The following is a 24,259-nucleotide window of genomic DNA, read 5'->3' as shown; positions in this document are numbered from 1 at the left end:
AACGGCCCGCGCCGCACGGCGCGCGTCGGCGCGCAAGGTCGCATCGATCTCGTCCGGGAAGCGGCGCGCGGCGCCGTGCTCGAGCGTCTGCCCCGCGAGCGTCCAGCCGATCGTGCCGTTGCGCAGCGCCGCGACCGGATTAGGCAAGCCCGCATTGACCAGCGACTGCGTGCCGATGATGCTGCGCGTGCGGCCCGCGCAGTTGACGATCACCTGCGTCGCCGGGTCTGGCGCGAGTGCGCGCACGCGCAGCACGAGCTCCGCGCCCGGCACGCTCGTCGACGTCGGGATGTTCATCGTCTGGTATTCGTCGAACCGGCGCGCATCGACGATCACGACGTCCGCGCGCGCATCGATCAGCGCCTGCACCTGCTGTGCGGACAGCGACGGCGTATGGCGCTCGGCCTCGACCCATTCGCCGAACGACTTGCTCGGCACGTTGACGTCGATGAACAGCTCGCCGCCCGCGTCGCGCCAGCCCGCGATGCCGCCGTCGAGCAGCCGCACGTCCGTGTAGCCGAGCTGCGCGAGCTTTGCAGCCGCGCGTGGCGCGAGATCTTCGCCGCCGGCTTCGCCATAGACGACGATCGGCGTATCGCGGCGCGGAATCCGCGTCCACGCGTCGAGCTCGAGTTTCGACAGCGGAAAGTTGGCCGCCCACAGCGGATGGCCTTGCGCGTAAGGGTCTTCCTCGCGCACGTCGATCAGCGCGATCTCGTCGCCGGCAAGCAGACGCGCGCGGACGTCCTCACGGGACGCGACAGCGAAGCGTTGGGGGGAATCAGCGGATTGCGTCACGATGTCTGGTGAAGTCATTGAGAGAAATGGTTGGAATCCCGAGCCGCGCGCGCCGGCAACGCGCCACGCGTCACGCGCCGCACGTCACGCATTCGAATAGCCGGAGATGAACGGCTTCACGGTGCCGTCCTCGAGATAGACCGCGCGTTCGACCTTGCCTATGTTCGCGCCGTACACGTGGATGCTGATCGACACGCGGTCGGCGAACGCATTGGTCACGCGATGAATGTCGCCGATGCGCGGCGACACGGCCTCGACCTGCCCCGGCTGCAATTGCACCGCATCGCCCGCCACCACCGGCCGCCCGGCCGCATCGAGCCGGTACGGCTGCGAGATTTCGCCGCCACGCAGCACCCCGATCAGCCCCCACACCGTATGGTCGTGGATCGGCGTCGCCTGCCCGGGCCCCCAGACGAAGCTGACGACCGAGAACCGTTCGTCCGGATCGAGATGAAGCAGGTATTGCCGGTACCGCTCGGGATCGGGCTGCGCGTATGCATCGGGCAGCCAGTCGTCGTGCGCGACGAGCGCGGCGAGCAGCGCGCCGCCCTCGTCCACGATGCGCGCCTCGTTCGCGCCGGATGCGAGCAGCGCATCGAGTTCGGCGACGAACCGGCCGAACCGGCGCAATGGTGTCTGCTGCAATGGACGCTTAGTCATCGACGATCCCTTCGAACATGACGGATCGACATGATGCACCTGAAACGCGATGCCTATACAAATCAGCCGGCGGCGCCGCTCGGCGCGGCAAGCGTGACTTGGGCGACTTGCGCGACGACAAGACCTGACGAACGACTTTCGGACGATCTGGCACAATCGCGCTTTGACTTGTCGTTTTACCGGAAGCCAGCGCCATGCCTGCCATCAGCGAACTTTTCGTCTATCCGATCAAATCCTGCGGCGGCATTGCGCTGCGCCGTGCACAACTGCTCGACACGGGGCTCGCGTACGACCGTCACTGGATGGTGACCGATGCACAGGGCCAGATGATCACGCAGCGCACGCATTCGCGCCTCGCGCTCGTGCAGCCCGAATTCGACGGCGACATGCTGGTGCTGAACGCGCCCGGGATGCCCGAGCTGCGCACGCCGCTCGAAGGCGACGCGTCGGCGGCCACGCCGAAGATGGCGGCGACCGTGTGGCGCGACACCGTCGACGCGATCGACACGGGCGCCGATACCGAAGCTTGGTTCACGCGCTTCCTCGGCATGCCGGCGAAGCTCGCGCGCTTCGCCCCCGACACGCGTCGCGCGTGCAACCCCGAGTGGACCGGCGAGATCGACGCGTCGACGAAGTTCGCGGACGGCTATCCGCTGCTCGTGATCAGCCAGGCGTCGCTCGACGACCTGAATTCGCGGCTCGTCGCGAAGGGCGCGCCGGCGATACCGATGAACCGCTTCCGTCCGAACATCGTCGTGTCGGACCTCGACGCGTACGAAGAGGACTACGTCGAGCATCTCGACGCCGAAGGCGCGACGCCCGTGCGGCTGCGGCTCGTGAAACTGTGCACGCGCTGCCCGATGCCGACGATCGACCAGCAAACCGGCGCGCCCGATCCCGCGTGGCCGCATGAACCGACCGACACGATGCAGGCGTACCGCGCGAACCCGAACTACGACAACGCGCTGACGTTCGGCAACAACGCGATCGTCGTGGATGGAGCGGGCAGCTTCCTCGAAGTCGGGCAGGTGCTCGACGCGGAAATCGGGTTCGGGGACTAAGGTCCGCTTACGCGAATAACGCACGCCCCCGCAACCGAAAGAACATTCTTGCGGCTGTCCGGTCCGGATCAACGGCGGGCCGTCGCCGCGCGCGTTAGCCCGCCCAGTGCACGGCCGGCAACGTCACCGTCACGACAAGCCCGCCCCCCGCCGCATCGGCCAGTTCGACGCTGCCCTGGTGCACGCGCGCGATCTCGCGCACGATCGACAGCCCGAGCCCCGTACCGTCGACGGTCTGCGTTTTGCTGCCGCGATGGAACCGCTCGAACACTGCGTCGCGCTCGCTCTCCGGAATCCCCGGTCCGTTGTCGATCACGTCGAGCCGCGCGTGCCCGCCGTCGTGCGACACGCGCACGGTGATCACCGCGCGGTCGCCCGCATAGCGGATCGCGTTGTCGATCAGGTTTCCGATCAGCTCGCCGAGCAGATCGGGCTGGCCGAGCACGTCGACATCCGCGTCGTGCTCGAAGCCGAGATCGATGTCGCGCGCGCGGGCCACCGGCGACCAGTCGAGCGTCACGCTGCGCGCAAGCCGATGCAGCGCGACCGGCTGCTGCGCGACCGCCTGCCCGCTGTCCGAATCGAGCCGCGACAGCGACAGCAGCTGCTGGACGATCTTCGCCGCCTGCCGCACCGCGCCGCTCACGCGCCGCAGATGCACGTTCACGCGCGGCTGCTCGTGGGGCCGCAGCGCGAGCTCGACGCCCGCCTGCACGGCCGCGAGCGGCGTCTTCAGCTGGTGCGCGGCATCCGCGAAGAAGCGCCGCCGCGCGACCTGCATCCGCTGCGTGCGGCCGATGTACTGGTTGATCGAGTCGACGAGCGGCGCGAGCTCGCTCGGCATCCCGCCGGTATCGAGCGGCGTCGGATCGTCCTCGGTGCGCGCGGCAACCGTCGCCGACAGCCGGTTCAGCGGCCGCAGCCCGCGCCCGACGCCGAGCCACACGATGGCGAGCGCGAGCACCACGAGCAGCCCCTCCTGCAGCAGCGAGCCCATCAGGATCTCGCGCGCGAGCGCCTGGCGCGCCTCGATGGTCTCGCCGACCATCACCCACACGATGCGCGACTGCGCGCTCGGCACGTCGTGGATCGGCAGGCGCAGCGCGGCCATCCGCAAGCGTTCGCCACGATAGACGGCGTCGTAGTAGCGCGTCGCGAACAGCGCGCCGTCGCCCGCATCGCGCCCCTGCGGCAGCGGCAGGTCCGGGTAGCCCGTCACCGCACGGCCGCTGTCCTCGCGGATCAGGTAGTAGATCTTGCCACCGTCGCTCGATTCGAACATCTCGAGCGCCAGATACGGCAGGTCGACCTCGATCTCGCCCTGGTTCAGCCGCACGCCTTCGCGGATCGACTTCAGCGACGACGACAGCGTGCGATCGAACGCGACATGCGCGGCGCTCATCGCGCGCTGGTAGGTGAGCCACGAGTCGAGCGCAAGCAGGCCGAGCAGCGGCAGCAGCAGCCACAGCGTGACCTGCATCCGCAGGTTTGGCCGCATCATGCTGCGTTCCGCCGGGCCGCCCCATGGAGCGCAGCTGCCCCCTCGGCGGGCAGCGAACAAACGTAAGCGTGGCGGCCGTTCACGATGTCTTCGCTTCGAGCAGATAGCCGAGCCCGCGCAGCGTGACGATCGCGACCCCGCTGTTCTCGAGCTTCTTGCGCAGCCGATACACGTAGATCTCGATCGCGTCGGCGTTGACCGATTCGTCGAGCCCGAAGATCTTCTCCGACAGCGTGTCCTTGTTGATCGCGCGGCCGTTGCGCAGGATCAGCACCTCGAGCACCGAGCGCTCGCGCGGCGTCAGCGACAGTGGCTCGCCCGCGAGGCGGAAGCTGCGGTCGACGCTGTCGAACGCGAGCGGCCCGCATTCGACGCGCGAATGCTCGTGCCCGAGGCTGCGCCGGATCAGCGCGCGGGCGCGTGCCTCCAGCTCGGTCAGCTCGAAAGGTTTCGCGAGATAATCGTCAGCCCCGAGGTCGAGCCCCTTTACGCGGTCCTCGACCGAGCCGTGCGCGGTCAGGATCAGCACCGGCACCGGGTTGCGCCGCGCGCGCAGCCGCCGCAGCACCTCGAGCCCGTCGAGCTTCGGCAGGCCCAGATCGAGAATCACGAGCGCGTAATCCTGCGTGCGCAGCACGTGATCCGCCGCCTCCCCGTCCGCCATGTGATCGACCGCGAACCGCGCGGCAGCCAGCGCATCGGACAGCGATTGCGCGAGGATCGGGTTGTCTTCGACGAGCAGCACACGCATGGGGACCTCGGGAAATCCATGACACAAAGAACGCTATTGTGAACCGAAATGAAAGCAGGCTGAAAGCGCATCGCAATTACCATCCGCGTCACTCGAACAACTCAGACGCGTAATTGGAGGAAGACATGCCGTTCACACCGAAGCACCTCGCCGCCATCCTGTCGATCGTCGCCGGCGCCGCCAGCGCGCAGGTTCCGGCCGGATATCCGGGTAACTACCAGGGCGTCGTCGATGCCGCAAAGAAGGAAGGCAAGCTGATCGTCTATTCGACGACCGACACGGGCCTCGTGCGGCCGCTGATCAAGGATTTCGAAAGCCTGTACGGAATCAAGGTCGAATACAACGACATGAACAGCACCGAGCTGTACAACCGCTACATCAGCGAGAACGCGGCGAACAGCACCAGCGCCGACGTGCTGTGGAGCTCGGCGATGGACCTGCAGGTCAAGCTCGTCAATGACGGTTTGATGGCGTCGTACGACACGCCCGAAAGCACGCACGTGCCGCAATGGGCGCAATACCAGAAGCAGGCGTACGGCACGACGTTCGAGCCGCTCGCGATCGTCTACAACAAGCGGCTGATTCCCGACAGCGAAGTGCCGAAGACGCGTGCAGACCTGATCAAGTTGCTGACCTCGCAGCCGGACAAATTCAAGGGCAAGGTGACGACCTACGACATCGAGAAGTCGGGCGTCGGCTTCAACTACCTGACGCAGGACGCGCACGTGAACGAGAAGGTCACGTGGGAACTCGTGAACGCGATGGGCGCGACGGGCCCGAAGCTGCAGTCGAGCACCGGCGCGATGATGGAGCGGATCTCGTCCGGCGAGAACCTGGTCGGCTACAACATCATCGGCTCGTATGCATACGCGAAGGCGAAGAAGGACAAGTCGATCGGCTACGTGTTTCCGAAGGACTACACGCAGGTCGTGAGCCGCCTCGCGACGATATCGAAGAAGGCGAAGAGCCCGAACGCCGCGAAGCTGTGGGTCGACTACCTGCTGTCGCAGCGCGGCCAGACGCTGATCGCGAACCAGGCGAACCTGTACGCGATCCGTGCGGACGTCAGCGGCGAAACGTCGGCCGCGAGCCTCACGAAGGAACTTGGCGATTCGCTGAAGCCGATCCAGATCGGCACGGGCCTGCTCGTCTACCTCGACCAGTCGAAGCGCCTCGCGTTCCTCAAGCAGTGGCAGCAGTCGATCAAGCGCTGATCGCCGCGTAACGCGTCGCCAGGCGTCGCCCGCAGCGCGGGCGATGCCACCTCCCCCTTCCCGACGACTCTCTTGATGCGGCCCGCGGGCCGCAGGGGCGAACTCATGCTTTCAACCAGCACACGCGGAGCGCCGCCAGCCGTTCCGCAACCCACCGGCGGCGGCGCGATTCCCGCGCTGCGCGCCAGCAGCCTGCAGCCGCTCGCCGGCATGCTGCGCTGGATCGTCATCGCGGTGCTCACCATCGCAGTCGCACTGCCGCTCGGCTTCATCCTGTTCCAGAGCCTGCTGTCCGCGCCGTTCTTCGACGCGAACAAGACGCTCGGCATCGAAGGCTTCCGCTTCATCTTCAGCGATCCCGACTTCTGGTCGGCCGTGACGAACTCGTTCATCATCGCCGGCGGAATGCTGTTCATCTCGATCCCGCTCGGCGGCATCCTCGCGTTCCTGATGGTGCGCACCGACCTGCCCGGCCGCCGCTGGCTCGAACCGCTGCTGCTCACGCCGGTGTTCGTGTCGCCGATGGTGCTCGCGTTCGGCTACGTGGTCGCGGTCGGCCCGGTCGGCTTCTACTCGATTTGGTTCAAGGCGCTGTTCGGCGCCGACAGCGTGCCCTGGAACATCTACTCGATCTTCGCGATCACGCTGATCGTCGGGCTCACGCACGTGCCGCACGTCTACCTGTACTCGTCGGCCGCGCTGCGCAACCTCGGCTCCGACGTCGAGGAAGCGGCGCGCGTGACCGGCGCGCGGCCGTTCCGCGTCGCGCTCGACGTCAGCCTGCCGATGACGATGCCCGCGCTGCTGTTTGCCGGCGTGCTGGTGTTCTTCCTCGGCTTCGAGGTGTTCGGGCTGCCGCTCGTGCTCGGCGATCCGGAAGGCCACCTCGTGCTCGCGACCTACCTGTACAAACTGACCAACAAGCTCGGCGTGCCGTCGTATCACCTGATGGCGGCGGTCGCGGTGTGTATCGTCGCGATCACGTTCCCGCTCGTGCTGCTGCAGCGCCGGCTGCTGAAGACGGCAAACCGCTTCGTCACCGTGAAGGGCAAGGCCGGCCGCACGACCGTGCTGCCGCTCGGCGGGTGGCGCTGGGTTGCGGTCGCGATCGTCGGGCTGTGGCTCGCGCTGACCGTGATCGTGCCGATCTCCGGCATCGTGCTGCGCGCGTTCGTGACCAACTGGGGCGAAGGCGTCGCACTCGCCGAGGTGCTGACGCTATCGAATTTCGTTGAGCTGTTCGAGCAGGACAACCTCGTGCGCGCGATCGTCAACACGCTCGGCATCGGCGTAATCGGCGGCGCAATCGCGATCGGCTTCTACTCGCTCGTCGCGTTCGCCGGCCACCGCCGCCACGACTGGGCGACCAAACTGCTCGACTACCTCGTGCTGCTGCCGCGCGCAGTGCCGGGCCTGCTCGCCGGTCTCGCGTTCCTGTGGATCTTCCTGTTCGTGCCGGGGCTGCGCGAACTGAAGAACTCGATGTGGAGCATCTGGGTCGCGTACACGGTCGTGTGGCTCGCGTACGGGATGCGGCTGATCCAGAGCGCGCTGCTGCAGGTCGGGCCGGAGCTCGAGGAGGCCGGGCGCAGCGTCGGCGCGACGCGCAGCCGCGTGTCGCTCGACGTGACACTGCCGCTCGTGCGCTTCGGCCTGCTCGCCGCGTGGCTGCTGATCTTCATGATCTTCGAGCGCGAATACTCGACCGCCGTCTACCTGCTGTCGCCCGGCACCGAAGTGATCGGCGCGCTGCTCGTGTCGCTGTGGGCGACCGGCGCCGTCGACCAGGTTGCCGCGCTCTCTGTCATCAACATCGCGATGGTCGGCGCCGGTCTCGGCGTGGCCCTGCGCTTCGGAGTGAAACTTCATGGATAAGCTCATCGTCGACGATCTGCATCTCAGCTACGGTGCGAACCCGATCCTCAAGGGCGTGTCGTTCGAACTGAAGGCCGGTGAAGTCGTATGCCTGCTTGGCGCGTCGGGCAGCGGCAAGACCACGTTGCTGCGCGCGGTCGCGGGCCTCGAACAGCCGTCCGACGGACGCATCCAGCTCGACGACCAGGTGTTCTTCGACGGCACGCGGCGCGTCGACCTGCCGGTCGAGCAGCGCTCGCTCGGGCTCGTGTTCCAGTCGTACGCGCTGTGGCCGCACCGCACCGTCGCCGACAACGTCGGCTACGGGCTGAAGCTGCGCCGCGTCGTGCCGGCCGAGCAGAAACGCCGCGTGCAGACCGCGCTCGACCAACTCGGCCTCGGGCATCTCGCCGAGCGCTATCCGCACCAGCTGTCGGGCGGCCAGCAGCAGCGCGTCGCGATCGCGCGCGCGCTCGTCTACAACCCGCCGGTGATCCTGCTCGACGAGCCATTGTCGAACCTCGACGCGAAGCTGCGCGAGGAAGCGCGCGCGTGGCTGCGAGAGCTGATCGTGTCGCTCGGCCTGTCGGCGCTCTGCGTGACGCACGACCAGACCGAGGCGATGGCGATGTCCGATCGCATCCTGCTGCTGCGCAACGGCCGCATCGAGCAGGAAGGCACGCCGGCCGAGCTGTATGGCGCACCCCGCTCGCTATATACGGCCGAATTCATGGGCAGCAACAACCGGATCGACGCACGCGTCGCATCCGTCGACGGCGAATGCGTGACGCTCGCCGGCGACGGCTGGCAGTTGCGCGCGCTCGCGCGCGACGCACTCGCGCCCGGCCAGCACGCTCAGGCAGTTATCCGCCTCGAACGCGTGCAGGTCGCCGATGGCCCCGGCGCGAACCGGCTGCAGGCCGACCTCGTCACGTCGATGTATCTCGGCGATCGCTGGGAATACCTGTTCCATTGTGGCGACTTGCGGCTGCGCGCGTTCGGCCACGTGCCGCGCTCGGCCGGCAAGCACTGGATCGAATTCCCGACCAACGACTGCTGGGCGTTCGCGAAAGCAGGCTGATAGCGCACGGCGGCGGTCGCCCCGCCGCCGCGGCAGCAGCACGCGCAGCTGCGCGGCCAGCACCCATTGGGGCGCCTGCCGCCGCCGTGCGCGTGACGACCGATTCACCCCACCGATAAAACCAAGGAGACACCGTCAATGAAGTCTTGTTCATCATTTTCCATTCGCACAGTAGTCCTAAGCGGTTCGGCGGCCGCTTGCCTCGCCGCCCCGGCTGCGCACGCGCAATCGTCGGTCACGATCTACGGGATCATGGATGCCGGCATCGAATTCTCGAACCACGCGGCACCCGAAGGCGGCAACGCGTTCAAGCTGAAATCCGGCAACAAGAACACGTCGCGCTGGGGCCTGCGTGGCGTCGAGGATCTCGGCGGCGGGCTGAAAGCCGTGTTCCGGCTCGAGAGCGGGATCGATCTCGCGAACGGCGCGCTCGACGACGGCCCCGATTCGATCTTCGCGCGCCGCGCGACAGTCGGGCTGAAGGGCAAATGGGGGGAAATCACGCTGGGCCGCAACTTCACCGTGACCTACGACTACATGCTGCCGTTCGATCCGATGGGTTACGCGCAGAACTATTCGTGGGCGACGTCGTCGACGGCAACGGGCGGCCGCAAGGACGGCCTGTTCACGCGCTCGTCGAATGCCGTGCGCTACGACGGCGAATACGCGGGCTTCAAGTTCGGCGCGATGTACGGCTTCGGCAATGTGCCCGGCAGCGTGAAGACCAGCTCGAAGTACGACTTCGCGCTCGGCTACGAGACCGGGCCGTTCGCCGCGGTCGTCACGTTCGACCGCCAGAACGGCGCGGCCGACAGCATCACGCCGGCCGACCCGGTCAACTACATCCAGGGGATCCACGCGGGCCTCAGCTACGACTTCGGCAAGCTGAAGACGATGGCAGGCTACCGAAATTACAAGCGCACGTTCCGCACGACCGCCGCGAACCAATTGAGCGACATGTATTGGGTCGGTGGCTCGTACCAGTTCACGCCGGCGTTCTCGCTGATCGCGGCCGTGTATCACCAGAACATCAAGGGCGGCACCGATGCCGATCCGACGCTGGTCTCGGTGCGTGCGAACTACGCGCTGTCGAAGCGCACGGTGCTGTATGCGTCCGGTGGCTTCGCGATTGCGAAGCACGGGCAGAAGGTCGGGGTGTCGCGTGACGTCGCGGGATACAGCGATACGCAGGTCGGGGCGACCGTGGGGATTCAGCAGCGGTTCTGAGTCACGTGACGCGGGCACGAGACTCGGCGATGGCATGGCGGGCAATGCCATCGTCAATCACGCCCGCAACGCCGGTCATCTCGCCCGGTGGCTCGACAAGCGGCCCGTGCCTTTAGTCAGCCGTACCCCATATCGAGATGTTGCGCCTGCAGCGCCAGCGCTGCCATTGCGCGCGTGCTTTGAGCGTCAAGACGTGCCAGATTGTCCCGGTCCGACGTCGCCAACGACGCTGCATTACGGACCTCGTCGGCCCACTCAAGCGAATCCGGTCAATTCGAATCAGTATGTTCCATCCCCTTTCGTCACATCCGTTGCCATGCTGGCCTTGAACGCCGCCGCCAGCCGTTCCGCGCTTCTCGCCAGCAACGTCGTATCAACCCCGACCGCAACGAACATCGCCCCCGCCTCCAGATAACGCTTCGCCGCGCGCTCGTCCGCGCTCAGAATGCCCGGCGCCTTGCCGGCCGCCCGTATCGCGCGAATCGCCCCGTCGATCGCCGCCTGCACGTCCGGATGCCCAGGATTCCCGAGATGCCCGAGATCGGCCGCCAGGTCAGCCGGCCCGATGAACACCCCATCCACCCCGTCCACCCGCGCGATCGCGTCGATCGCATCGAGCCCCGCGCGCGTCTCGACCTGCACGAGCACGGCCATCTCGTCGTTCGCACGATGCAGATAGTCGCCGACGCGATTCCAGCGCGACGCCCGCGCCAGCGCGCTGCCGACACCGCGAATTCCATGCGGCGGATAGCGCGTCGCCGCGACCGCCGCGCGCGCCTCGTCGGCGCTCTGCACCATCGGCACGAGCAGCGTCTGCGCGCCGAGATCGAGCACCTGCTTGACGATCACCGGGTCGTTCCACGGCACGCGCACGACCGGATGCGACGGATACGGCGCGATAGCCTGCAATTGCGCGACGATCGTCGGCACCGTGTTCGGCGCATGCTCGCCGTCGATCAGCAGCCAGTCGAAACCGGCACCCGCGATCACTTCGGCGCTATACGGATTCGCAAGACCGAGCCACAAGCCGATCTGCGCGTCGCCGCGCGCTAGCGCGGCCTTGAACGTGTTCGACGGAATCTGCATCGCACATCACCCGAAATGGCACTGAATGGTCCCGAGCGGACCGTAATCGACGCTGAACGTATCGCCGGCGCGCGCCGCGCACGGCCGCGTGAACGACCCGCCGAGCACGATCTGCCCCGGCTCCAGCGCGACGTCGAAGCGCGCGAGCCGGTTCGCGAGCCACACGACACCGTTGGCCGGATGATTCAGCACGCCGGCTGCGACGCCCGTCTCCTCGACCACGCCGTTGCGCGACATGATCGCCGCGACCCAGCGCAGGTCGACGTCGGCCGGACGCACCGGTCGACCGCCGATCACGACGCCCGCGTTCGCCGCGTTGTCGGCGATCGTGTCGAACACCTTGCGTGGGCGCTGCGTATCCGGATCGATCGACTGGCTGCGCGCATCGATGATCTCGAGCGCGGGCACGACGTAATCGACCGCGTCGTACACGTCGAAGATCGTGCAGTTCGGCCCGCTCAGGCGCTTGCCGAGCACGAACGCGAGCTCGACCTCGACGCGCGGCACGATGAAGCGCTGCGTCGGAATCGTGCCGCCATCCTCGAAGAACATGTCGTCGAGCAGTGCGCCGTAGTCGGGCTCGTCGATCTGCGACGTGTTCTGCATCGCCTTCGACGTGAGGCCGATCTTGTGGCCTTTCAGCGTGCGGCCCTCCGCGAGCTTGACGTTCACCCACGCGCGCTGGATCGCATACGCGTCATCGATCGTGATGTCCGGGTAGTCGAGCGAGATCTGGCGGATCTGCTTGCGCTCGCGCTCGGCGTCGTTGAGGCGCCGCGCGAGCTGGTCGATGGTGGCGGTATCGAGCATGGTGGAATCGGGAATGGGGTTCAGCCGGCCCGCTTGTAGCGGGCGTGGATGTTGTTGTGCTTGTACGAGCCGCTTTCGCTGAACTCGGTCAGCTCCATCGACAGCGCGAGATAGCGCTTCGCGTACAGCTCGGCGAAATGCGACTTGATCGCGTCGAACAGCGCGTCGCACGCGGCTTTCTTCACGTCGTCGCTGCGGCCCGCGCCGATCTTCAGCGTCACGTGGACGAACGCGTCGTCTTCGGTGCCGTCCGCGACGCAGTAGTCGTCCAGTTCGATCGCGCGCGAGCGGATCCCGCCGGTCGGAAACACGCCGCCCTGCGCGATCAGCGTCGCGTTGATCGTGCGTAGCAGCACGGGAATGCGCGCGTCGTCGCGGATGTTTGACGTGTACTCGACGACGATGTGTGGCATGACGATTCTCCTGTCGGATACGTGGCGTGGCGGCGTTCAGCGCAGCGGAAAGATCGCGTTGATCTGCCCGGTGCCCGAACTCGCGAAATAGTCGGTGACGATTTCGACGGGCTTGTCGTAGCGGTCCCAGCCGAGCAGGCCGAGCAGCATCGCGGTGTCGTGCATCCCGCCTTCGCCGTGGCAATGGATGTTGTATTCGGGCAGCATCGCGCAGAACGTCTTGAAGTCGCCCTGCTTCCACAGCTCGACGACGCGCAGGTCGACCTGCCGGAAAAACTCGCGGCTGATCTGGTGGATCGACTCCTCGGGGCTGCCGTTGTCGTTGAAGCGATGCGACAGCGACCCGCTCGCGAGGAACGCGACGTTCGAATCGCTCTTCTCGATCGCCTCGAGCAGCGCCTCGCCGAAGCGGCGGCTGTCGTCGAGCGCATGCCACATGCACCAGCCGGCGATCGACACGACCTTGAAATGCTGGTCGCCGTTCATGTAGCGCATCGGCACCAGCGTGCCGTATTCGAGTTCGAGGCTATCGATCTCGTGCGCGCGCGTCGCGATCCCGCGCGCGGTCGCCGTTTCCGCGATCAGCCGGCCGAGCGCCGGGTTGCCCGGATACGCGTACTGCATGTCGCGGATGAAATGCGGCAGCTCGTTGCTCGTATACGTGCCGGCAAACTGCGCGTTGCAGTTCACGTGATAGCCGGCATTGACGAGCCAGTGCACGTCGGACACGACGATCGTGTCGACGCCGAGCGCGCGGCAGCGCTCTCCGATCAACTGATGGCCGCGGATCGCCGCCTCACGGCAGCCATGATGCCTGCCGGGCAATTCCGACAGGTACATCGACGGCACGTGCGTGATCTTCGCGGCGAGGGACAGCTTGCCCATCGTGTGTCTCCTTATCGTTCTTTCACGCGTTCTTTCACGCGCCGCTTACACGCCCCAGCGCGGAATGTGATGCGAACCCATCGAGATGCAGACGTTCTTGATCTCCGCAAACACCTCGAAGCTGTACTCGCCGCCCTCGCGTCCGGTGCCCGATTCCTTCACGCCGCCGAACGGCTGGCGCAGGTCGCGCACGTTCTGGCTGTTGACGAACACCATCCCGGCGTCGATGCCGCGCGCGAGGCGATGCACCTTGCCGACGTCCTGCGTCCAGATGTACGACGCGAGGCCGTAGCTCGTGTCGTTCGCAAGCCGCAGCCCTTCGTCCTCGTCCTCGAACGGAATCAGGCACGCGACCGGGCCGAAGATCTCTTCCTGCGCGATGCGCATCCGGTTGTCGACGTCCGCGAACACGGTCGGTCGCACGAAGTTGCCGTTGCGCAGGTGCGCGGGCAGGTTCGCCGGCTTGTCGGCGCCGCCCGCGACGAGCCGCGCGCCTTCCTGTTCGCCGATGCGAATATAGCCCGTCACCTTCTCCCAGTGCGCGCGCGTGATCATCGCGCCGAGCTGGGTCGCGTGGTCGGCCGGGTCGCCGACCGCGAGATTGTTCGCGCGGCGCGCGAATTCCTGCACGAAACGGTCGTAGATCGAGCGCTGCACGAAGATCCGCGAGCCGGCCGTGCAACGCTCGCCGTTGATCGAGAAAATCGTGAACAGCGATGCGTCGAGCGCGCGGTCGAAATCGGCATCGTCGAAGATCAGCACCGGCGACTTGCCGCCGAGTTCCATCGAGTATTTCTTCAGGCCCGCGCGCTCCATGATCCGCTTGCCTGTTACCGTACCGCCCGTGAACGACACCGCGCGCACGTCCGGATGCCGCACGAGCGCGTCGCCGGCGGTCGCGCCATAACCCTGCACGACGTTCAGCACGCCGGGCGGAATGCCGGCTTCGAGCGCGAGCCGGCCGAGCTGGTCGGCCGTCAGCGGCGACAGCTCGGACATCTTCAGCACCGCGGTGTTGCCGAGCGCGAGACACGGCGCGGTCTTCCACGTCGCGGTCATGAACGGCACGTTCCACGGCGACACCAGCGCGCACACGCCGACCGGCTGATACAGCGTGTAGTTCAGCATCTGGTCGTCGACCGGGTACGTGCGGCCGTTCATCTGCACGCACACTTCCGCGAAGAAATTGAAATTCTCCGAAGCACGCGGAATCAGCTGCTTGCTGGTCTGCGCGATCGGCAGGCCCGTGTCCTGCGTCTCGAGCGCCGCAAGCATCGGCACGTTCTGCTCGATCAGCTCGCCGAGCTTGCGCATCAGCTTCGCGCGCTCCTTCGCGGGCGTGTTCGCCCACTTCGGAAACGCTTCCTTCGCTGCGCGCACCGCCGCGTCGACCTCGGCCTCGCCGCCCGACGCGACGTCGGTGATCACGTCGCCGGTCGCGGGATTCAGCGTCGTGAACGTCTCGCGGCTCGCGACTTCGCGGCCGTCGATCCAGTGCTTGATGGTCATCTGCTCTCCTTGTGCGGCGGGCTCAGCCGGCGCGAAAGTAGTCGTGTTCGGCCACGATCGTGTTCACGAGCCGGCCGATGCCTTCGATTTCGGTGACGACCTCGTCGCCCGGCCGCGTGTCCGCGAGCCCTTCGGGCGTGCCGGTCAGGATCAGGTCGCCCGGCGAGAGCGTCATGAAGCCGCTGATGTACTCGATCAGCGACGGCACGTCGAAGATCATGTCGCGCGTGCTGCCGCGCTGCGTCTCCTGGCCGTTCACGGTCGTGCGCAGCGTCAGCTGGCCCGGATCGCCGATCTCGTCGCGGCTGACGAGCCACGGCCCAAGCGGCGTGCAGGTGTCGCGGTTCTTCACGCGCAGGTTCGGCCGGTAGTAGTTCTCGAGGTAATCGCGGATCGCATAGTCGTTCGCGACCGTATAGCCGGCGACATAGTCGAGCGCCTGCGCGCGATGCACGCCCCGCGCGGGGCGGCCGATCACGACCGCGAGCTCGCATTCGTAATGCATGTGCGTCGCATCGGCGGGCCGCACGGTGCGCGAGCGGTGGCCGATGAACGTGTTCGGCCCCTTCAGGAAGATCAGCGGCTCGCTCGGCGCGTTGAACGCGAGTTCCTTCGCATGGTCGGCATAGTTGAGGCCGAGCGCGAACGTCGTGCGCGGCGCGACGGGCGGCAGCCAGCCCACGACGTCCTCGGCGACGACCCGCCCCGTATCGAGGCGGATCTGGCCGTCGCCGGCCGGCTCGGCGGCGTGCAACGCGCCGTTGTAGATCACGCGTGCGGTTTTCATCGGGTCTCCTCCGCGATCAGCGCATGCCGCAACGTGCCGATGCCGTCCGCGGCGATCTCGATCCGGCTGCCGGCCTTCGCGCGCGGTGCGCCGCCCGGCACGCCGAGCAGCAGCACGTCACCGGCGTCGAACGACATGAACGCCGACACGTCGGCGATCAGTTGCCGCACCGGCCGGATCAGCGCGGCGGTCGACGCGGCCAGCGCGTGGGCACCGTCGATACGCACGGTCAGCCGGATCGCGTCGACGTCCGCGAGCGCGCCGGGCAGGACGATCGCCGGGCCGAGCGGACAAAAGCCGTCGCGGCACTTGTAGCGCACGGCAGGACGGTAGTAGTCGGGATGCGGCACCGACACGTCGCTGGCGAGCGTGAAGCCGTACACGTAGTCGAGCGCCTGCGCGGCCGGCACACGGGTCGTGCGGCGGCTGAACACCACGGCCACCGACGCGCCGATCTCGAGCGCATCGACGCCGGCCGGCACGACGACCGCCGAGCCGTCGGGCGCATGCGTGTTGGCAGGCTTGATATAGAGCACCGGCGCCTGCGGCGGCCGGCCGTACGGCGGCTGATGCACCGCGCCGCCAAGCGCGTCGAGCGCGGCGCGCTCGTTGAGCAGCGCGCCGTAGACGGTACCGATGGCGACCGGCAGCGGCGGCGCCGCGGCGGTCGTACAAGACAGCTCCATGCGTCATTCCCCTGCCGCGCGTCGCGGCGCCTCGTCAATATTTAACATCTTAAGTAAACAATCGGACGCTCGCAACCGCGATTACCCTGAGATGCGAAATTCGTCACGACCGCCTGTTAAGATTGGCGCGTCCCCGTCCCCCCATTCACGTCGATGAACCGTACGCTCGACCACCGTAATCTGGCCATGCTGCTGCTCGAAGCCCGCGAAACGCTGATGGGGCTGTTCCGCCCCATTCTCAAGGAATTTGCGTTGACCGAACAGCAATGGCGGATCATTCGCGTGCTCGACGGCGAGCCGTCCAATGCGCTCGAGGCGGGACAGATCGCGCGGCGCTGCTGCATCCTGAGCCCGAGCCTGACGGGCGTGCTCGAGCGGATGGAGCGCGACGGCCTGATCAAGCGGACGCGCGCGCAGGAAGACCAGCGCAGGCTGCTCGTCAGCCTGACGCCGCAAAGCCGGAAGCTGGTCACGGAAATCGGGCCGCGCATCGACGAGCAGTACCGGCTGCTCGAGGAACGCTTCGGCCCGGCGGCACTCGACGACATCTACCGCGCGCTCGACCGCCTGATCGAGCTCGGCAACAGCCCGACCTGAGCCGCGCGCGCGGCTCAGCGCTCGGCGCCGCGCATCAGTTCGGTCACAGCGACGCCGCGCGACGTGCGCATGCATTCCTCGACGTAATCGACGAACGGCAGCGGTTCGAAATCGATTTCTTCGCGCACGCGGCGGTTGTCGAACACGCGATCGACGGTCGCGAACTCCGCGAAGCGCTGCAGCGCCTTGCCGATCACGCGCTCGAGCGCCGGGTCGTGACGCCCCAGCACGTCGCGCACGACGAGCGGCAGATCCGCCGGCGCGCACGCCGCATAGCGCGGCGCACCCGCCATCCCGGCCGCCTCGTCCATCGCCCGCATGATCTGCGCGACCATCGGCGCCTCGTCGCCCGCCGACACGTGATACACGTCGTGCGCGAGCGCCGGCTTGACCGTCAGCAGCATCGTCGCGCGCGCGACGTCGTCGACCGACACAATGTCGATGCGCGTCATCGGCCGCGCCGTATAGCGGCGCGCCGCATGCACGAGCCGGAACATCCAGAACGTGTTCGGCGCGGGCCGCGTGCCGAGCACCGTGTGCCCGACGACGTGCGACGGCCGCACGACGACGAGCGGCAGCCCGAGCGCGCGCAGGCGCTGCTCCGTGTCGTCCTTCGCGCGCAGGTAGTCGGCGGCTAGCACCGCGCCGGCGACCGGTACGGACGGACCCGTGGTGGCATCGGCGGCGGCATAAGCGGTGGCATTAGCGGCGGCCTCCGACTCCTCATGAATGGTGCCGCCTCGGCCACCGCGCACGAACGCGGTGCCGACATACACGAAGCGCTGCAGGCGCGGCGCCTGCGCGAACCGCTCGGCGAAGCGCAGCGAATCGTCGGCGTCGGCCCGCAGGTGCGCGCCCTCCGCCAGCGACGGATGGCCCGCGCAGTGGATCACGTGCGTGGCCTGCGCGAGGCGCGATGCGTCGGCGCCCTGCCAGACGTCACCGAGCCCGCCGACGATCACGTTCGCGTCGGTCAGGCGCGACGCCCAGTACGGCGCGAGCCCTGCACGCAGCGCGGCCTCGCGCAGCCGCGCGACTGCATGGCCGCGGTCCTGCGCGCGCACGACGCAGACCACGCGATCGAGCAGCCCCGCGTTGACGAGCGCCGTGAGCACGGTGCTGCCGATGAAGCCGGTGGCGCCCGTCAGCACCAGCCGCCCGACGTTCGCCGCCGCGACCGGCGCGCTGGACGGCGAAACGAGGCTCGTACGCCAGTTGAGCGACAACGCGGTTTTCCAGATCAGCACGGAAGTCTCCTTCGAAAAAACGGCCGGGCAGCGCGACGTGCGGGGCACGGGTCATGGGCGCATGCCTGCCGGCAGCCGCTTGGCTCAGCCCGGCGGCCCGGCGTCCCTGCGGCCGGGTGTCCGCCTGTGAAGCGCGTCGGCACGACGGACGCAGGCGGGGCCGCGAATGAATGTCGCGGCGCAGGATCGGGACGTTTGCAGTGTGGGGCCTGATCGGGAACAAGTCTGTCCCGAAAGTTTCGTGAAAGTGTGTCGAATTGTGCGCGATTGTCTGAGTGTGTCGACCGGGGTCGGATTCGCCGTCCGAAAGCAGCGGCCATCAGGCCCTATCCGCCACGCGCCAATGATTCGCCGCCAACGTCGAGCGATGTCAAATTACTGACATATGCGGTCGATAGCGTGGGGGTAGCCACACGCCGCGCCGATCCCCGTGCCCGCATCACTCGCCGGACAAGCGCGACACATCGACGCTTGCTGCGCTGCGTGCCGCCGTGCCACGGCAACGCGCGACGCCGCCCCATGCGGCCCGCAGCCGCCTGCAGCGGGCGTCTCACGACGGTCAGGCGTTTTGTCTGACGTCGTTTCATATGGAATGCCAATGCGCATGCACAGTATTTATTGCGCATTGCGACTTGCGTTTCACTGCAGTCTATCTAGACTGTCAACTCTAAACGGTCGAATGAGTCATTTTTATAGGAGACGATGCAATGCGCCTCACCATTCGGATTAATGGCAGCGAATCAGCGACCCGGCAGTCGTTTGCCGTGCTGTGGGTCGACACGGACGAAGGGCTGTGGTCTCGCGAGGCACATCAGGGTATCGATCTTCCGACCTGGGGTAAGGTGAAGGACGTCGAGGGCGCTATGGCGCTCTGCGCAGCGGACGACGGAACAGCCGTCTGCAAGCTGCAAGGGCTGTCGTTCGACGCGGGACAGCGCGAACAAGGGACAGCCGTGCTGTCGGGCGAGCACGCACAAGGTGCATGGCGACTGCAGGCAATCGATACTTGCACGATCCAGCCGGAATACAAGGAATTCATTTCCGTCGATCGATAGATATTTTTGACCTGTATTGTCTGCGGGTTTCGGGTTTATTCCGGTTTTATCGAAATTCTTTTCCGTTTCTGTAATTAGCGACGCCCCTGCGGGGGCGTTTTTAATTGGCCCGAATTCATTTCAATCGGGGTCGGGCCGGCCCGAGTGAGTGCCAATCGCCGCGCGCCGCTTACCCGTTCCCCCGTTCCCCGTTCCCCGTTCCCCGTTCCTCCCCTTCCCCTTCCCCTTCCCCCTCGCCGATCGCCAGCCGCGTCGGCACCGGGTTTTGCGCCGATCCGGCGTAAAAAACGACACTTTCCCCACATGACGATTACTCATTTATTACAATTGCATTATTCAGACTGACAGTGCGCCGCCTCGCGGCCCGATCCAGCCCTCGCATGAGCGTGAAAAAGAAGACCCATCCTGCCGACCCGTACTCGTCGGCAACCAAGAATCCCGTGCTCGCGTCGCGCCTGCCGATGTGGCGCTCGAAGTTCGTCGTGATCCTGATGTTCCTCGCGTTCGGCGCGCTGATCGCCCGCGCGTTCTGGGTCCAGGTCGCGAACCAGGCGTTCTACGTCGGACAGGGCCAGAAGCGCTACCAGCGCACGATCGAGCTCGACGCGATGCGCGGCCGCATCGTCGACCGCAACGGCGCGATGCTCGCGGTCAGCCTGTCGACCTACGAGATCTGGGCGAATCCGAAGCAGGTTGCCGAAACCGACTATCCGCAGATCGCGAAGCTGCTCGACATGCCGCTCGCCGAGGTCAAGCGGCGCCTGCGCCACGACCGCACGTTCGTGCTGCTCAAGCGCCAGATCGACGCTGACACCGCGAGCCGTCTCGACAAGCTCGCGATCGAGGGCGTCACGCAGATCGCCGATTCGAAGCGCTACTACCCCGAAGGCGAATCGGCCGCGCACGTGGTCGGCTTCACGAACATCGAGGACCGGGGGCAGGAAGGCGTCGAACTGGCGGCGAACGGCCCGCTGTCGGGCACCGCCGGGCAGCGCGAGGTGATCCGCGACCGGCTCGGCCGCATCGTGTCCGACACGCGGCCGCTCGTGCCCGCGCAGCACGGCGCGACGATCGAGCTGACGATCGACCGGCGCATCCAGCAGCTCGCGTTCAGCCAGCTCAAGGCCGCGGTGCTGGAGAACAACGCGCAGGCCGGCAGCGTCGTCGTGCTCGATGCGCAGAACGGCGAGATCCTCGCGCTCGCGAACTACCCGACCTTCGATCCGAACGACCGCGCGCGCCTGACCGGCCAGCAATTGCGCAACCGCGCGGTGATCGACACGTTCGAGCCGGGCTCGACGATCAAGCCGCTCGTCGTCGCGCTGTCGATCGACGAGCGCAAGGTGACCCCGAACACGATCATCAACACGTCGCCCGGCAGCTACAAGATCGGCCCGGCCGTGATCCACGACACGTCGAACCACGGCTCGCTGACCGTCGCACAGGCGCTGCAGAAATCGAGCAACGTCGCGCTCGCGAAGCTCGCGCTGAACCTGCCCGCCGAGACGATCTGGAACAAATATCAGGAATACGGGATCGGCCGCGCGCCGGAGCTGACCTTCCCCGGTGTCGCGTCGGGCCGGCTGCGCCCCCACAAGCGCTGGCGGCCGATCGAGCAGGCGACGATGGCGTACGGCTACGGGCTGTCGATGTCGCTGCTGCAGATCGCGCAGACGTACACCGCGTACGCCGGCGACGGTACGCTGCACCCGGTGTCGCTGCTGAAGAACGGCACCGACAAGCAGACGATCGATGCGCATCGCGGCCATCGCGTGACGTCGCCGCAGACGGCGGCGGCGATCCGCTCGATGCTCGAGATGGCGGTCGGCGAAGGCGGCACCGGGCGCCGCGCGCGCGTTGACGGCTACCGGATCGGCGGCAAGACCGGCACGGCCCGCAAGCAGGTCGGCAAGTCGTATGCACAGGGCAAGTACCGGGCGCTGTTCGCCGGGATGGCGCCGATGAGCAATCCGCGCCTGATCGTCGCGGTGATGATCGACGAGCCGCGCGGCAAGGGGTATTACGGCGGCACGGTTGCCGGCCCGGTGTTCTCGTCGGTCACGAGCGGCTCGCTGCAGCTGTTGGGCGTGCCGCCGGATGTGCCGGTCGAAGCGGACAAGCTCGCGCCGAAGCCGGCCGTGCAGGCCCAGGCGACGGTGGCGGCGCGCTCGTAAAGCGGCCATGTGCCGCCGGTGCCATCCCGCTTGCCAGGAACGCCTCGCAACATTTGCGCGATGGCGCAGGAGCTGACGCTCGATATGTTCTATTGAGCGGGCCGCCGGCCGCCGTCAATGCGCATGCGCGGTCACGGCCGGCTTCGTCATCCTGCCGAGCACGTGCTCGGTCATCCCGCGCGCGAGCTCCGTCTCGCCCATGAACACGGTGCCGACGCCCTCGCTCGCGAGCAGCGCCGCTTCGTCGCCGCTGTTCGTGCACAGCACGACCTCGAGCGACGGATTGAGCGTGTGCGAGATCTCGACGATCTGCCGCACGTCGAACACGTCCGGCAGCGTGACGACCAGCATCCCCGCTCGCGCGATGTGCGCCTGCACGAGCACGATCGGCTCGATTGCGTCGCCCGACACCGCCGCGACGCCGTCCTCGCGCAGCTTCTCGACGAGCTCGCGATTCTGCTCGACGACCACATAGGCGATCCCGCGCTCGTCGAGCGCATGCGCGATCCGCGCGCCGACCTTGCCGTAGCCGACGATCACGACCTGCCCGGTCAGGTGCGTCTGCGGCGTCGACATCGGCAGCGCGGCGAGCGGATCGTCGCGTGCCTCGAGCCTGCGCGCGAACGCCGAATGCTTGCGGATCCACGCGAGCGCCGGATCGATCATCGCGAACACGAGCGTATTCATCGCGATCGAGATCAGCGCAACCGCGAGGATCAGGCTCTGCCCCTCGGCCGACAGCAGCCCGAGCGCACGGCCGAGCCCCGCCAGGATGAAAGAGAACTCGCCGATCTGCGCGAGCCCCGCGCCGACCGTCAGCGCGGTATTGAGCGGATAGCGGAATGCGAGCACGAGCGCGACCGCCGCGAGCGTCTTGCCGACCAGCACGATCGCCGCGACCTCGATCACGTGCAGCGGTGCGTCGAGCAGCACCTTCGGGTCGAACAGCATGCCGACCGAGATGAAGAACAGCACCGAGAACGCGTCGCGCAGCGGCAGCGTCTCGTCGGCCGCGCGCCGGCTGAACTCGGATTCGCGCATCATCATTCCGGCAAAGAACGCGCCGAGCGCGAACGACACGTCGAACAGCTTCGCCGCGCCGAACGCGATGCCGACCGCCGCCGCGATCATGCACAGCGTGAACAGCTCGCGCGAGCCCGTGCGCGCAACGAGCCACAGGATGCGCGGAAACACCCGCTTGCCGACCACGAGCATCAGCGCGATGAACGCCGCGACCTTCAGCATCGTGACGCCGAGCGTGCCCCACACGCTGCTGCCGCCCGCGTGCGCGTCGCCGGGCGGCGTGCCGCCGAGCAGCCCGGCCACAGGCGGCAGCAGCACGAGCACGAGCACCATCACGAGATCCTCGACGACCAGCCAGCCGACCGCGATGCGCCCGTTCACCGACTCGACGAGCCCCCGGCCCTCGAGCGCGCGCAGCAGCACGACCGTGCTCGCGACCGACAGCGCGAGGCCGAACACGAGCGCCGCGCCGACGTTCCAGCCCCACAGCAGCGCAAGCCCGCCGCCAAGCACGGTGGCCACCGAGATCTGCACGATCGCGCCCGGCAGCGCGATCTTGCGCACCGCGAGCAGGTCGCCGAGCGAGAAATGAAGCCCGACCCCGAACATCAGCAGCATCACGCCGACCTCGGCCAGTTGCTGCGCGAGCGACAGATCGCCGACGAAGCCCGGCGTGCCGGGGCCGATCACGATCCCGGCGAGCAGGTAACCGACCAGCGGCGGCATTTTGAGCAGCGACGCGAGATAGCCGAAGATCATCGCGAGACCGAAACCGGCCGCGAGCAATGCAATCAGGCTGACGTCATGTGGCATCCCCCCTCCCTTTAGGTGTAACCGTTTAGTAAGGTTGAAGGATAAGGGATGAGGCGGACAAATGGCGCGCCACACCGAAAATTTCACGGCGGCGGCGCGGCGCAGAGGGAACGTGCGGGCGGGCTCCCGCGGGATGGACGGCGCCGCGCGACGGCGGCACCGGATTCGAGCAATGCGTTAAATCGTTACGGACGCGGCTGGCGCGGCGCCCGCCGCCCGTCCGTCGCAGGAGGCCCGTCGCCGGAAGCCCGTCGCCCCGCTCAGCGCGCGGCTTGCGGGTAGCGCGCGCCCGGCGGCGGCTCCGGCCGCGTGCCCGGCGTCGCCTTGCGCACCTTCGCGACCTGCTCGGCCGAGACCGGCGAGCCGGTATTGCCCCAACTCGTGCGCACGAAGTTCGCGACGTCCGCAACCTCCTGGTCCGACAGGCGCCAGCCGAACGGCGGCATCGTGAAGGTCGACGGCGCGGTGTGCGTGCCCTTCAACGCGCTGCCCGACAGCACGACGTGAATCACCGAGGTCGGATCGTCGCCCTGCAAGACCGGGTTGCCGCCGAGCGCCGGGAACACGCGCGTATAGCCGCGGCCGTCGCTGCGATGGCAGGCCATGCAGTTGTCGCGATAGACGGCCGCGCCCGGCTTGCTGGCGTCGCCCGAGCGCAGCGCCTGCGCGGCTGCGTCGTCGTATGCGTAAGGCGTTTCGCCCTGCACGCGCGGCGGCAGCTTCTTCAGGTAGCGCGCGATCGCGGTCAGGTCGTCGTCGTCCAGGTGCTGCATGCTGTGGCCGACCACGTCCGTCATCCCGCCGAACGCCGCGGTGCGTGCCGTGCGGCCTGTCTTCAGGAACTGCACGATTTCCGCTTCCGTCCAGACGCCGAACCCGGTGCGCGGCTCGCCGCGCAGGCTCGTCGGCACCCAGCCGTCAATCGCCGCGCCGCCGGCCAGGAAGTCCGGGCCGTCCGCGTCGGTCAGCGCGCGCTCCTGCATCGTCGGCGCGCGCGGCGTGTGGCACGCGCCGCAGTGGCCGAGCA

The 24,259-nt window shown here is 67.4% G+C and carries 22 protein-coding genes; 8 read left to right on the top strand and 14 right to left on the bottom strand.

Features of this window, described 5'->3' with window-relative positions; genetic code table 11:
• Both G3N94_RS28455 and G3N94_RS28450 read right to left on the bottom strand, forming a co-directional pair.
• On the bottom strand, positions 1–798 hold a 798-nt coding region (locus G3N94_RS28455), incomplete at its 3' end, for a rhodanese-like domain-containing protein (RefSeq protein WP_346778740.1).
• Between the two features lie 84 nt (positions 799–882).
• Positions 883–1,458 (bottom strand): cysteine dioxygenase, encoded by a 576-nt coding sequence (locus tag G3N94_RS28450; RefSeq protein WP_205796004.1) that lies wholly within the window; start codon positions 1,456–1,458, stop codon positions 883–885.
• A gap of 194 nt (positions 1,459–1,652) precedes the next feature.
• Here G3N94_RS28450 and G3N94_RS28445 point away from each other — a divergent pair, with 194 nt between their 5' ends.
• The gene (locus G3N94_RS28445; protein ID WP_205796002.1) at positions 1,653–2,519 is read left to right on the top strand and encodes an MOSC N-terminal beta barrel domain-containing protein; all 867 of its coding nucleotides are present in this window, start codon (positions 1,653–1,655) and stop codon (positions 2,517–2,519) included.
• A gap of 94 nt (positions 2,520–2,613) precedes the next feature.
• On the opposite strand, the gene G3N94_RS28440 is transcribed toward G3N94_RS28445, so the two are convergent.
• Positions 2,614–4,020 (bottom strand): sensor histidine kinase, encoded by a 1,407-nt coding sequence (locus G3N94_RS28440; RefSeq protein WP_205796001.1) that lies wholly within the window; start codon positions 4,018–4,020, stop codon positions 2,614–2,616.
• Between the two features lie 79 nt (positions 4,021–4,099).
• On the bottom strand, positions 4,100–4,771 hold the full coding sequence (locus G3N94_RS28435) for a response regulator (protein WP_205795999.1): 672 nt from the start codon (positions 4,769–4,771) through the stop codon (positions 4,100–4,102).
• Positions 4,772–4,896: 125 nt separating this feature from the next.
• Here G3N94_RS28435 and G3N94_RS28430 point away from each other — a divergent pair, with 125 nt between their 5' ends.
• The 4 genes from G3N94_RS28430 (at position 4,897) to G3N94_RS28415 (ending at position 10,147) form a co-directional block, all read left to right on the top strand.
• Positions 4,897–5,985: an ABC transporter substrate-binding protein gene (locus G3N94_RS28430; protein ID WP_205795997.1), complete on the top strand. Its 1,089-nt coding sequence runs from the start codon at positions 4,897–4,899 to the stop codon at positions 5,983–5,985.
• A gap of 105 nt (positions 5,986–6,090) precedes the next feature.
• Positions 6,091–7,860, top strand: a complete 1,770-nt coding sequence (locus G3N94_RS28425; protein ID WP_205795994.1) for an iron ABC transporter permease — start codon at positions 6,091–6,093, stop codon at positions 7,858–7,860.
• Positions 7,853–8,920 (top strand): ABC transporter ATP-binding protein, encoded by a 1,068-nt coding sequence (locus G3N94_RS28420; protein ID WP_205795992.1) that lies wholly within the window; start codon positions 7,853–7,855, stop codon positions 8,918–8,920. The genes G3N94_RS28425 and G3N94_RS28420 overlap by 8 nt, the downstream gene beginning before the upstream one ends.
• A 138-nt stretch (positions 8,921–9,058) precedes the next feature.
• Entirely contained in the window at positions 9,059–10,147 is a 1,089-nt protein-coding gene (locus tag G3N94_RS28415; RefSeq protein ID WP_205795990.1) for a porin, read from the top strand.
• A 279-nt stretch (positions 10,148–10,426) separates the two neighbouring features.
• Here G3N94_RS28415 and hpaI read toward each other — a convergent pair whose 3' ends face one another.
• The 7 genes from hpaI to G3N94_RS28380 are packed head-to-tail and all read right to left on the bottom strand — an operon-like array spanning position 10,427 to position 16,323.
• On the bottom strand, positions 10,427–11,233 hold the full coding sequence (gene hpaI, locus G3N94_RS28410; RefSeq protein ID WP_205795988.1) for a 4-hydroxy-2-oxoheptanedioate aldolase: 807 nt from the start codon (positions 11,231–11,233) through the stop codon (positions 10,427–10,429).
• A gap of 6 nt (positions 11,234–11,239) precedes the next feature.
• On the bottom strand, positions 11,240–12,043 hold the full coding sequence (hpaH, locus tag G3N94_RS28405) for a 2-oxo-hept-4-ene-1,7-dioate hydratase (RefSeq protein WP_124597265.1): 804 nt from the start codon (positions 12,041–12,043) through the stop codon (positions 11,240–11,242).
• Positions 12,044–12,063: 20 nt separating this feature from the next.
• Positions 12,064–12,456: a 5-carboxymethyl-2-hydroxymuconate Delta-isomerase gene (locus tag G3N94_RS28400; RefSeq protein WP_205795987.1), complete on the bottom strand. Its 393-nt coding sequence runs from the start codon at positions 12,454–12,456 to the stop codon at positions 12,064–12,066.
• Positions 12,457–12,492: 36 nt separating this feature from the next.
• Complete coding sequence (gene hpaD, locus G3N94_RS28395; protein ID WP_205795985.1) at positions 12,493–13,341, bottom strand: 3,4-dihydroxyphenylacetate 2,3-dioxygenase; 849 nt, start codon at positions 13,339–13,341, stop codon at positions 12,493–12,495.
• A 45-nt stretch (positions 13,342–13,386) separates the two neighbouring features.
• Positions 13,387–14,850, bottom strand: coding sequence for a 5-carboxymethyl-2-hydroxymuconate semialdehyde dehydrogenase (gene hpaE / locus G3N94_RS28390; RefSeq protein ID WP_205795983.1), 1,464 nt, complete (start codon positions 14,848–14,850; stop codon positions 13,387–13,389).
• 22 nt (positions 14,851–14,872) lie between these two features.
• Positions 14,873–15,637, bottom strand: a complete 765-nt coding sequence (locus tag G3N94_RS28385; RefSeq protein ID WP_205795981.1) for a fumarylacetoacetate hydrolase family protein — start codon at positions 15,635–15,637, stop codon at positions 14,873–14,875.
• The gene (locus G3N94_RS28380; protein ID WP_205795971.1) at positions 15,634–16,323 is read right to left on the bottom strand and encodes a fumarylacetoacetate hydrolase family protein; all 690 of its coding nucleotides are present in this window, start codon (positions 16,321–16,323) and stop codon (positions 15,634–15,636) included. The genes G3N94_RS28385 and G3N94_RS28380 overlap by 4 nt, the downstream gene beginning before the upstream one ends.
• Before the next feature lie 153 nt (positions 16,324–16,476).
• On the opposite strand from G3N94_RS28380, the gene hpaR reads away from it, so the two are divergent.
• The gene (gene hpaR, locus G3N94_RS28375) at positions 16,477–16,920 is read left to right on the top strand and encodes a homoprotocatechuate degradation operon regulator HpaR (RefSeq protein ID WP_205795961.1); all 444 of its coding nucleotides are present in this window, start codon (positions 16,477–16,479) and stop codon (positions 16,918–16,920) included.
• A 14-nt stretch (positions 16,921–16,934) separates the two neighbouring features.
• On the opposite strand, the gene G3N94_RS28370 is transcribed toward hpaR, so the two are convergent.
• Positions 16,935–18,167, bottom strand: coding sequence for an SDR family oxidoreductase (locus G3N94_RS28370; RefSeq protein WP_205795959.1), 1,233 nt, complete (start codon positions 18,165–18,167; stop codon positions 16,935–16,937).
• Between the two features lie 707 nt (positions 18,168–18,874).
• Here G3N94_RS28370 and G3N94_RS28365 point away from each other — a divergent pair.
• Together G3N94_RS28365 and G3N94_RS28360 are read left to right on the top strand one after the other, a co-directional pair.
• On the top strand, positions 18,875–19,222 hold the full coding sequence (locus G3N94_RS28365) for a DUF3564 family protein (RefSeq protein WP_205795957.1): 348 nt from the start codon (positions 18,875–18,877) through the stop codon (positions 19,220–19,222).
• 380 nt (positions 19,223–19,602) lie between these two features.
• On the top strand, positions 19,603–21,396 hold the full coding sequence (locus tag G3N94_RS28360; protein ID WP_205795955.1) for a penicillin-binding protein 2: 1,794 nt from the start codon (positions 19,603–19,605) through the stop codon (positions 21,394–21,396).
• Between the two features lie 114 nt (positions 21,397–21,510).
• Here the strand turns inward: G3N94_RS28360 and G3N94_RS28355 are convergent, their stop codons facing one another.
• Together G3N94_RS28355 and G3N94_RS28350 are read right to left on the bottom strand one after the other, a co-directional pair.
• Positions 21,511–23,232: a cation:proton antiporter gene (locus tag G3N94_RS28355; RefSeq protein WP_205795953.1), complete on the bottom strand. Its 1,722-nt coding sequence runs from the start codon at positions 23,230–23,232 to the stop codon at positions 21,511–21,513.
• A 260-nt stretch (positions 23,233–23,492) separates the two neighbouring features.
• A partial coding sequence (locus tag G3N94_RS28350) for a cytochrome c (RefSeq protein WP_205795951.1) occupies positions 23,493–24,259 on the bottom strand: 767 nt, incomplete at its 5' end.

The sequence above is a fragment of the Burkholderia sp. Ac-20353 genome, assembly GCF_017104785.1.
GTDB lineage: Bacteria > Pseudomonadota > Gammaproteobacteria > Burkholderiales > Burkholderiaceae > Burkholderia.
The sequence above is the reverse complement of the archived record's forward strand: the minus strand, read 5'-3'. Positions and strand labels throughout refer to the sequence as shown.

Bases quoted from the DNA above. Each gene is read 5' to 3' on its own strand.
- G3N94_RS28400 (WP_205795987.1), bottom strand. From the start codon at position 12,456: ATGCCACACATCGTCGTCGAGTACACGTCAAACATCCGCGACGACGCG.
- G3N94_RS28425 (WP_205795994.1), top strand. From the start codon at position 6,091: ATGCTTTCAACCAGCACACGCGGAGCGCCGCCAGCCGTTCCGCAACCC.
- G3N94_RS28420 (WP_205795992.1), top strand. From the start codon at position 7,853: ATGGATAAGCTCATCGTCGACGATCTGCATCTCAGCTACGGTGCGAAC.
- G3N94_RS28415 (WP_205795990.1), top strand. From the start codon at position 9,059: ATGAAGTCTTGTTCATCATTTTCCATTCGCACAGTAGTCCTAAGCGGT.
- G3N94_RS28385 (WP_205795981.1), bottom strand. From the start codon at position 15,637: ATGAAAACCGCACGCGTGATCTACAACGGCGCGTTGCACGCCGCCGAG.
- hpaE (WP_205795983.1), bottom strand. From the start codon at position 14,850: ATGACCATCAAGCACTGGATCGACGGCCGCGAAGTCGCGAGCCGCGAG.
- G3N94_RS28355 (WP_205795953.1), bottom strand. From the start codon at position 23,232: ATGCCACATGACGTCAGCCTGATTGCATTGCTCGCGGCCGGTTTCGGT.
- G3N94_RS28450 (WP_205796004.1), bottom strand. From the start codon at position 1,458: ATGACTAAGCGTCCATTGCAGCAGACACCATTGCGCCGGTTCGGCCGG.
- G3N94_RS28435 (WP_205795999.1), bottom strand. From the start codon at position 4,771: ATGCGTGTGCTGCTCGTCGAAGACAACCCGATCCTCGCGCAATCGCTG.
- G3N94_RS28430 (WP_205795997.1), top strand. From the start codon at position 4,897: ATGCCGTTCACACCGAAGCACCTCGCCGCCATCCTGTCGATCGTCGCC.
- G3N94_RS28440 (WP_205796001.1), bottom strand. From the start codon at position 4,020: ATGATGCGGCCAAACCTGCGGATGCAGGTCACGCTGTGGCTGCTGCTG.
- hpaI (WP_205795988.1), bottom strand. From the start codon at position 11,233: ATGCAGATTCCGTCGAACACGTTCAAGGCCGCGCTAGCGCGCGGCGAC.
- G3N94_RS28380 (WP_205795971.1), bottom strand. From the start codon at position 16,323: ATGGAGCTGTCTTGTACGACCGCCGCGGCGCCGCCGCTGCCGGTCGCC.
- G3N94_RS28360 (WP_205795955.1), top strand. From the start codon at position 19,603: ATGAGCGTGAAAAAGAAGACCCATCCTGCCGACCCGTACTCGTCGGCA.
- hpaD (WP_205795985.1), bottom strand. From the start codon at position 13,341: ATGGGCAAGCTGTCCCTCGCCGCGAAGATCACGCACGTGCCGTCGATG.
- G3N94_RS28445 (WP_205796002.1), top strand. From the start codon at position 1,653: ATGCCTGCCATCAGCGAACTTTTCGTCTATCCGATCAAATCCTGCGGC.
- hpaR (WP_205795961.1), top strand. From the start codon at position 16,477: ATGAACCGTACGCTCGACCACCGTAATCTGGCCATGCTGCTGCTCGAA.
- hpaH (WP_124597265.1), bottom strand. From the start codon at position 12,043: ATGCTCGATACCGCCACCATCGACCAGCTCGCGCGGCGCCTCAACGAC.
- G3N94_RS28365 (WP_205795957.1), top strand. From the start codon at position 18,875: ATGCGCCTCACCATTCGGATTAATGGCAGCGAATCAGCGACCCGGCAG.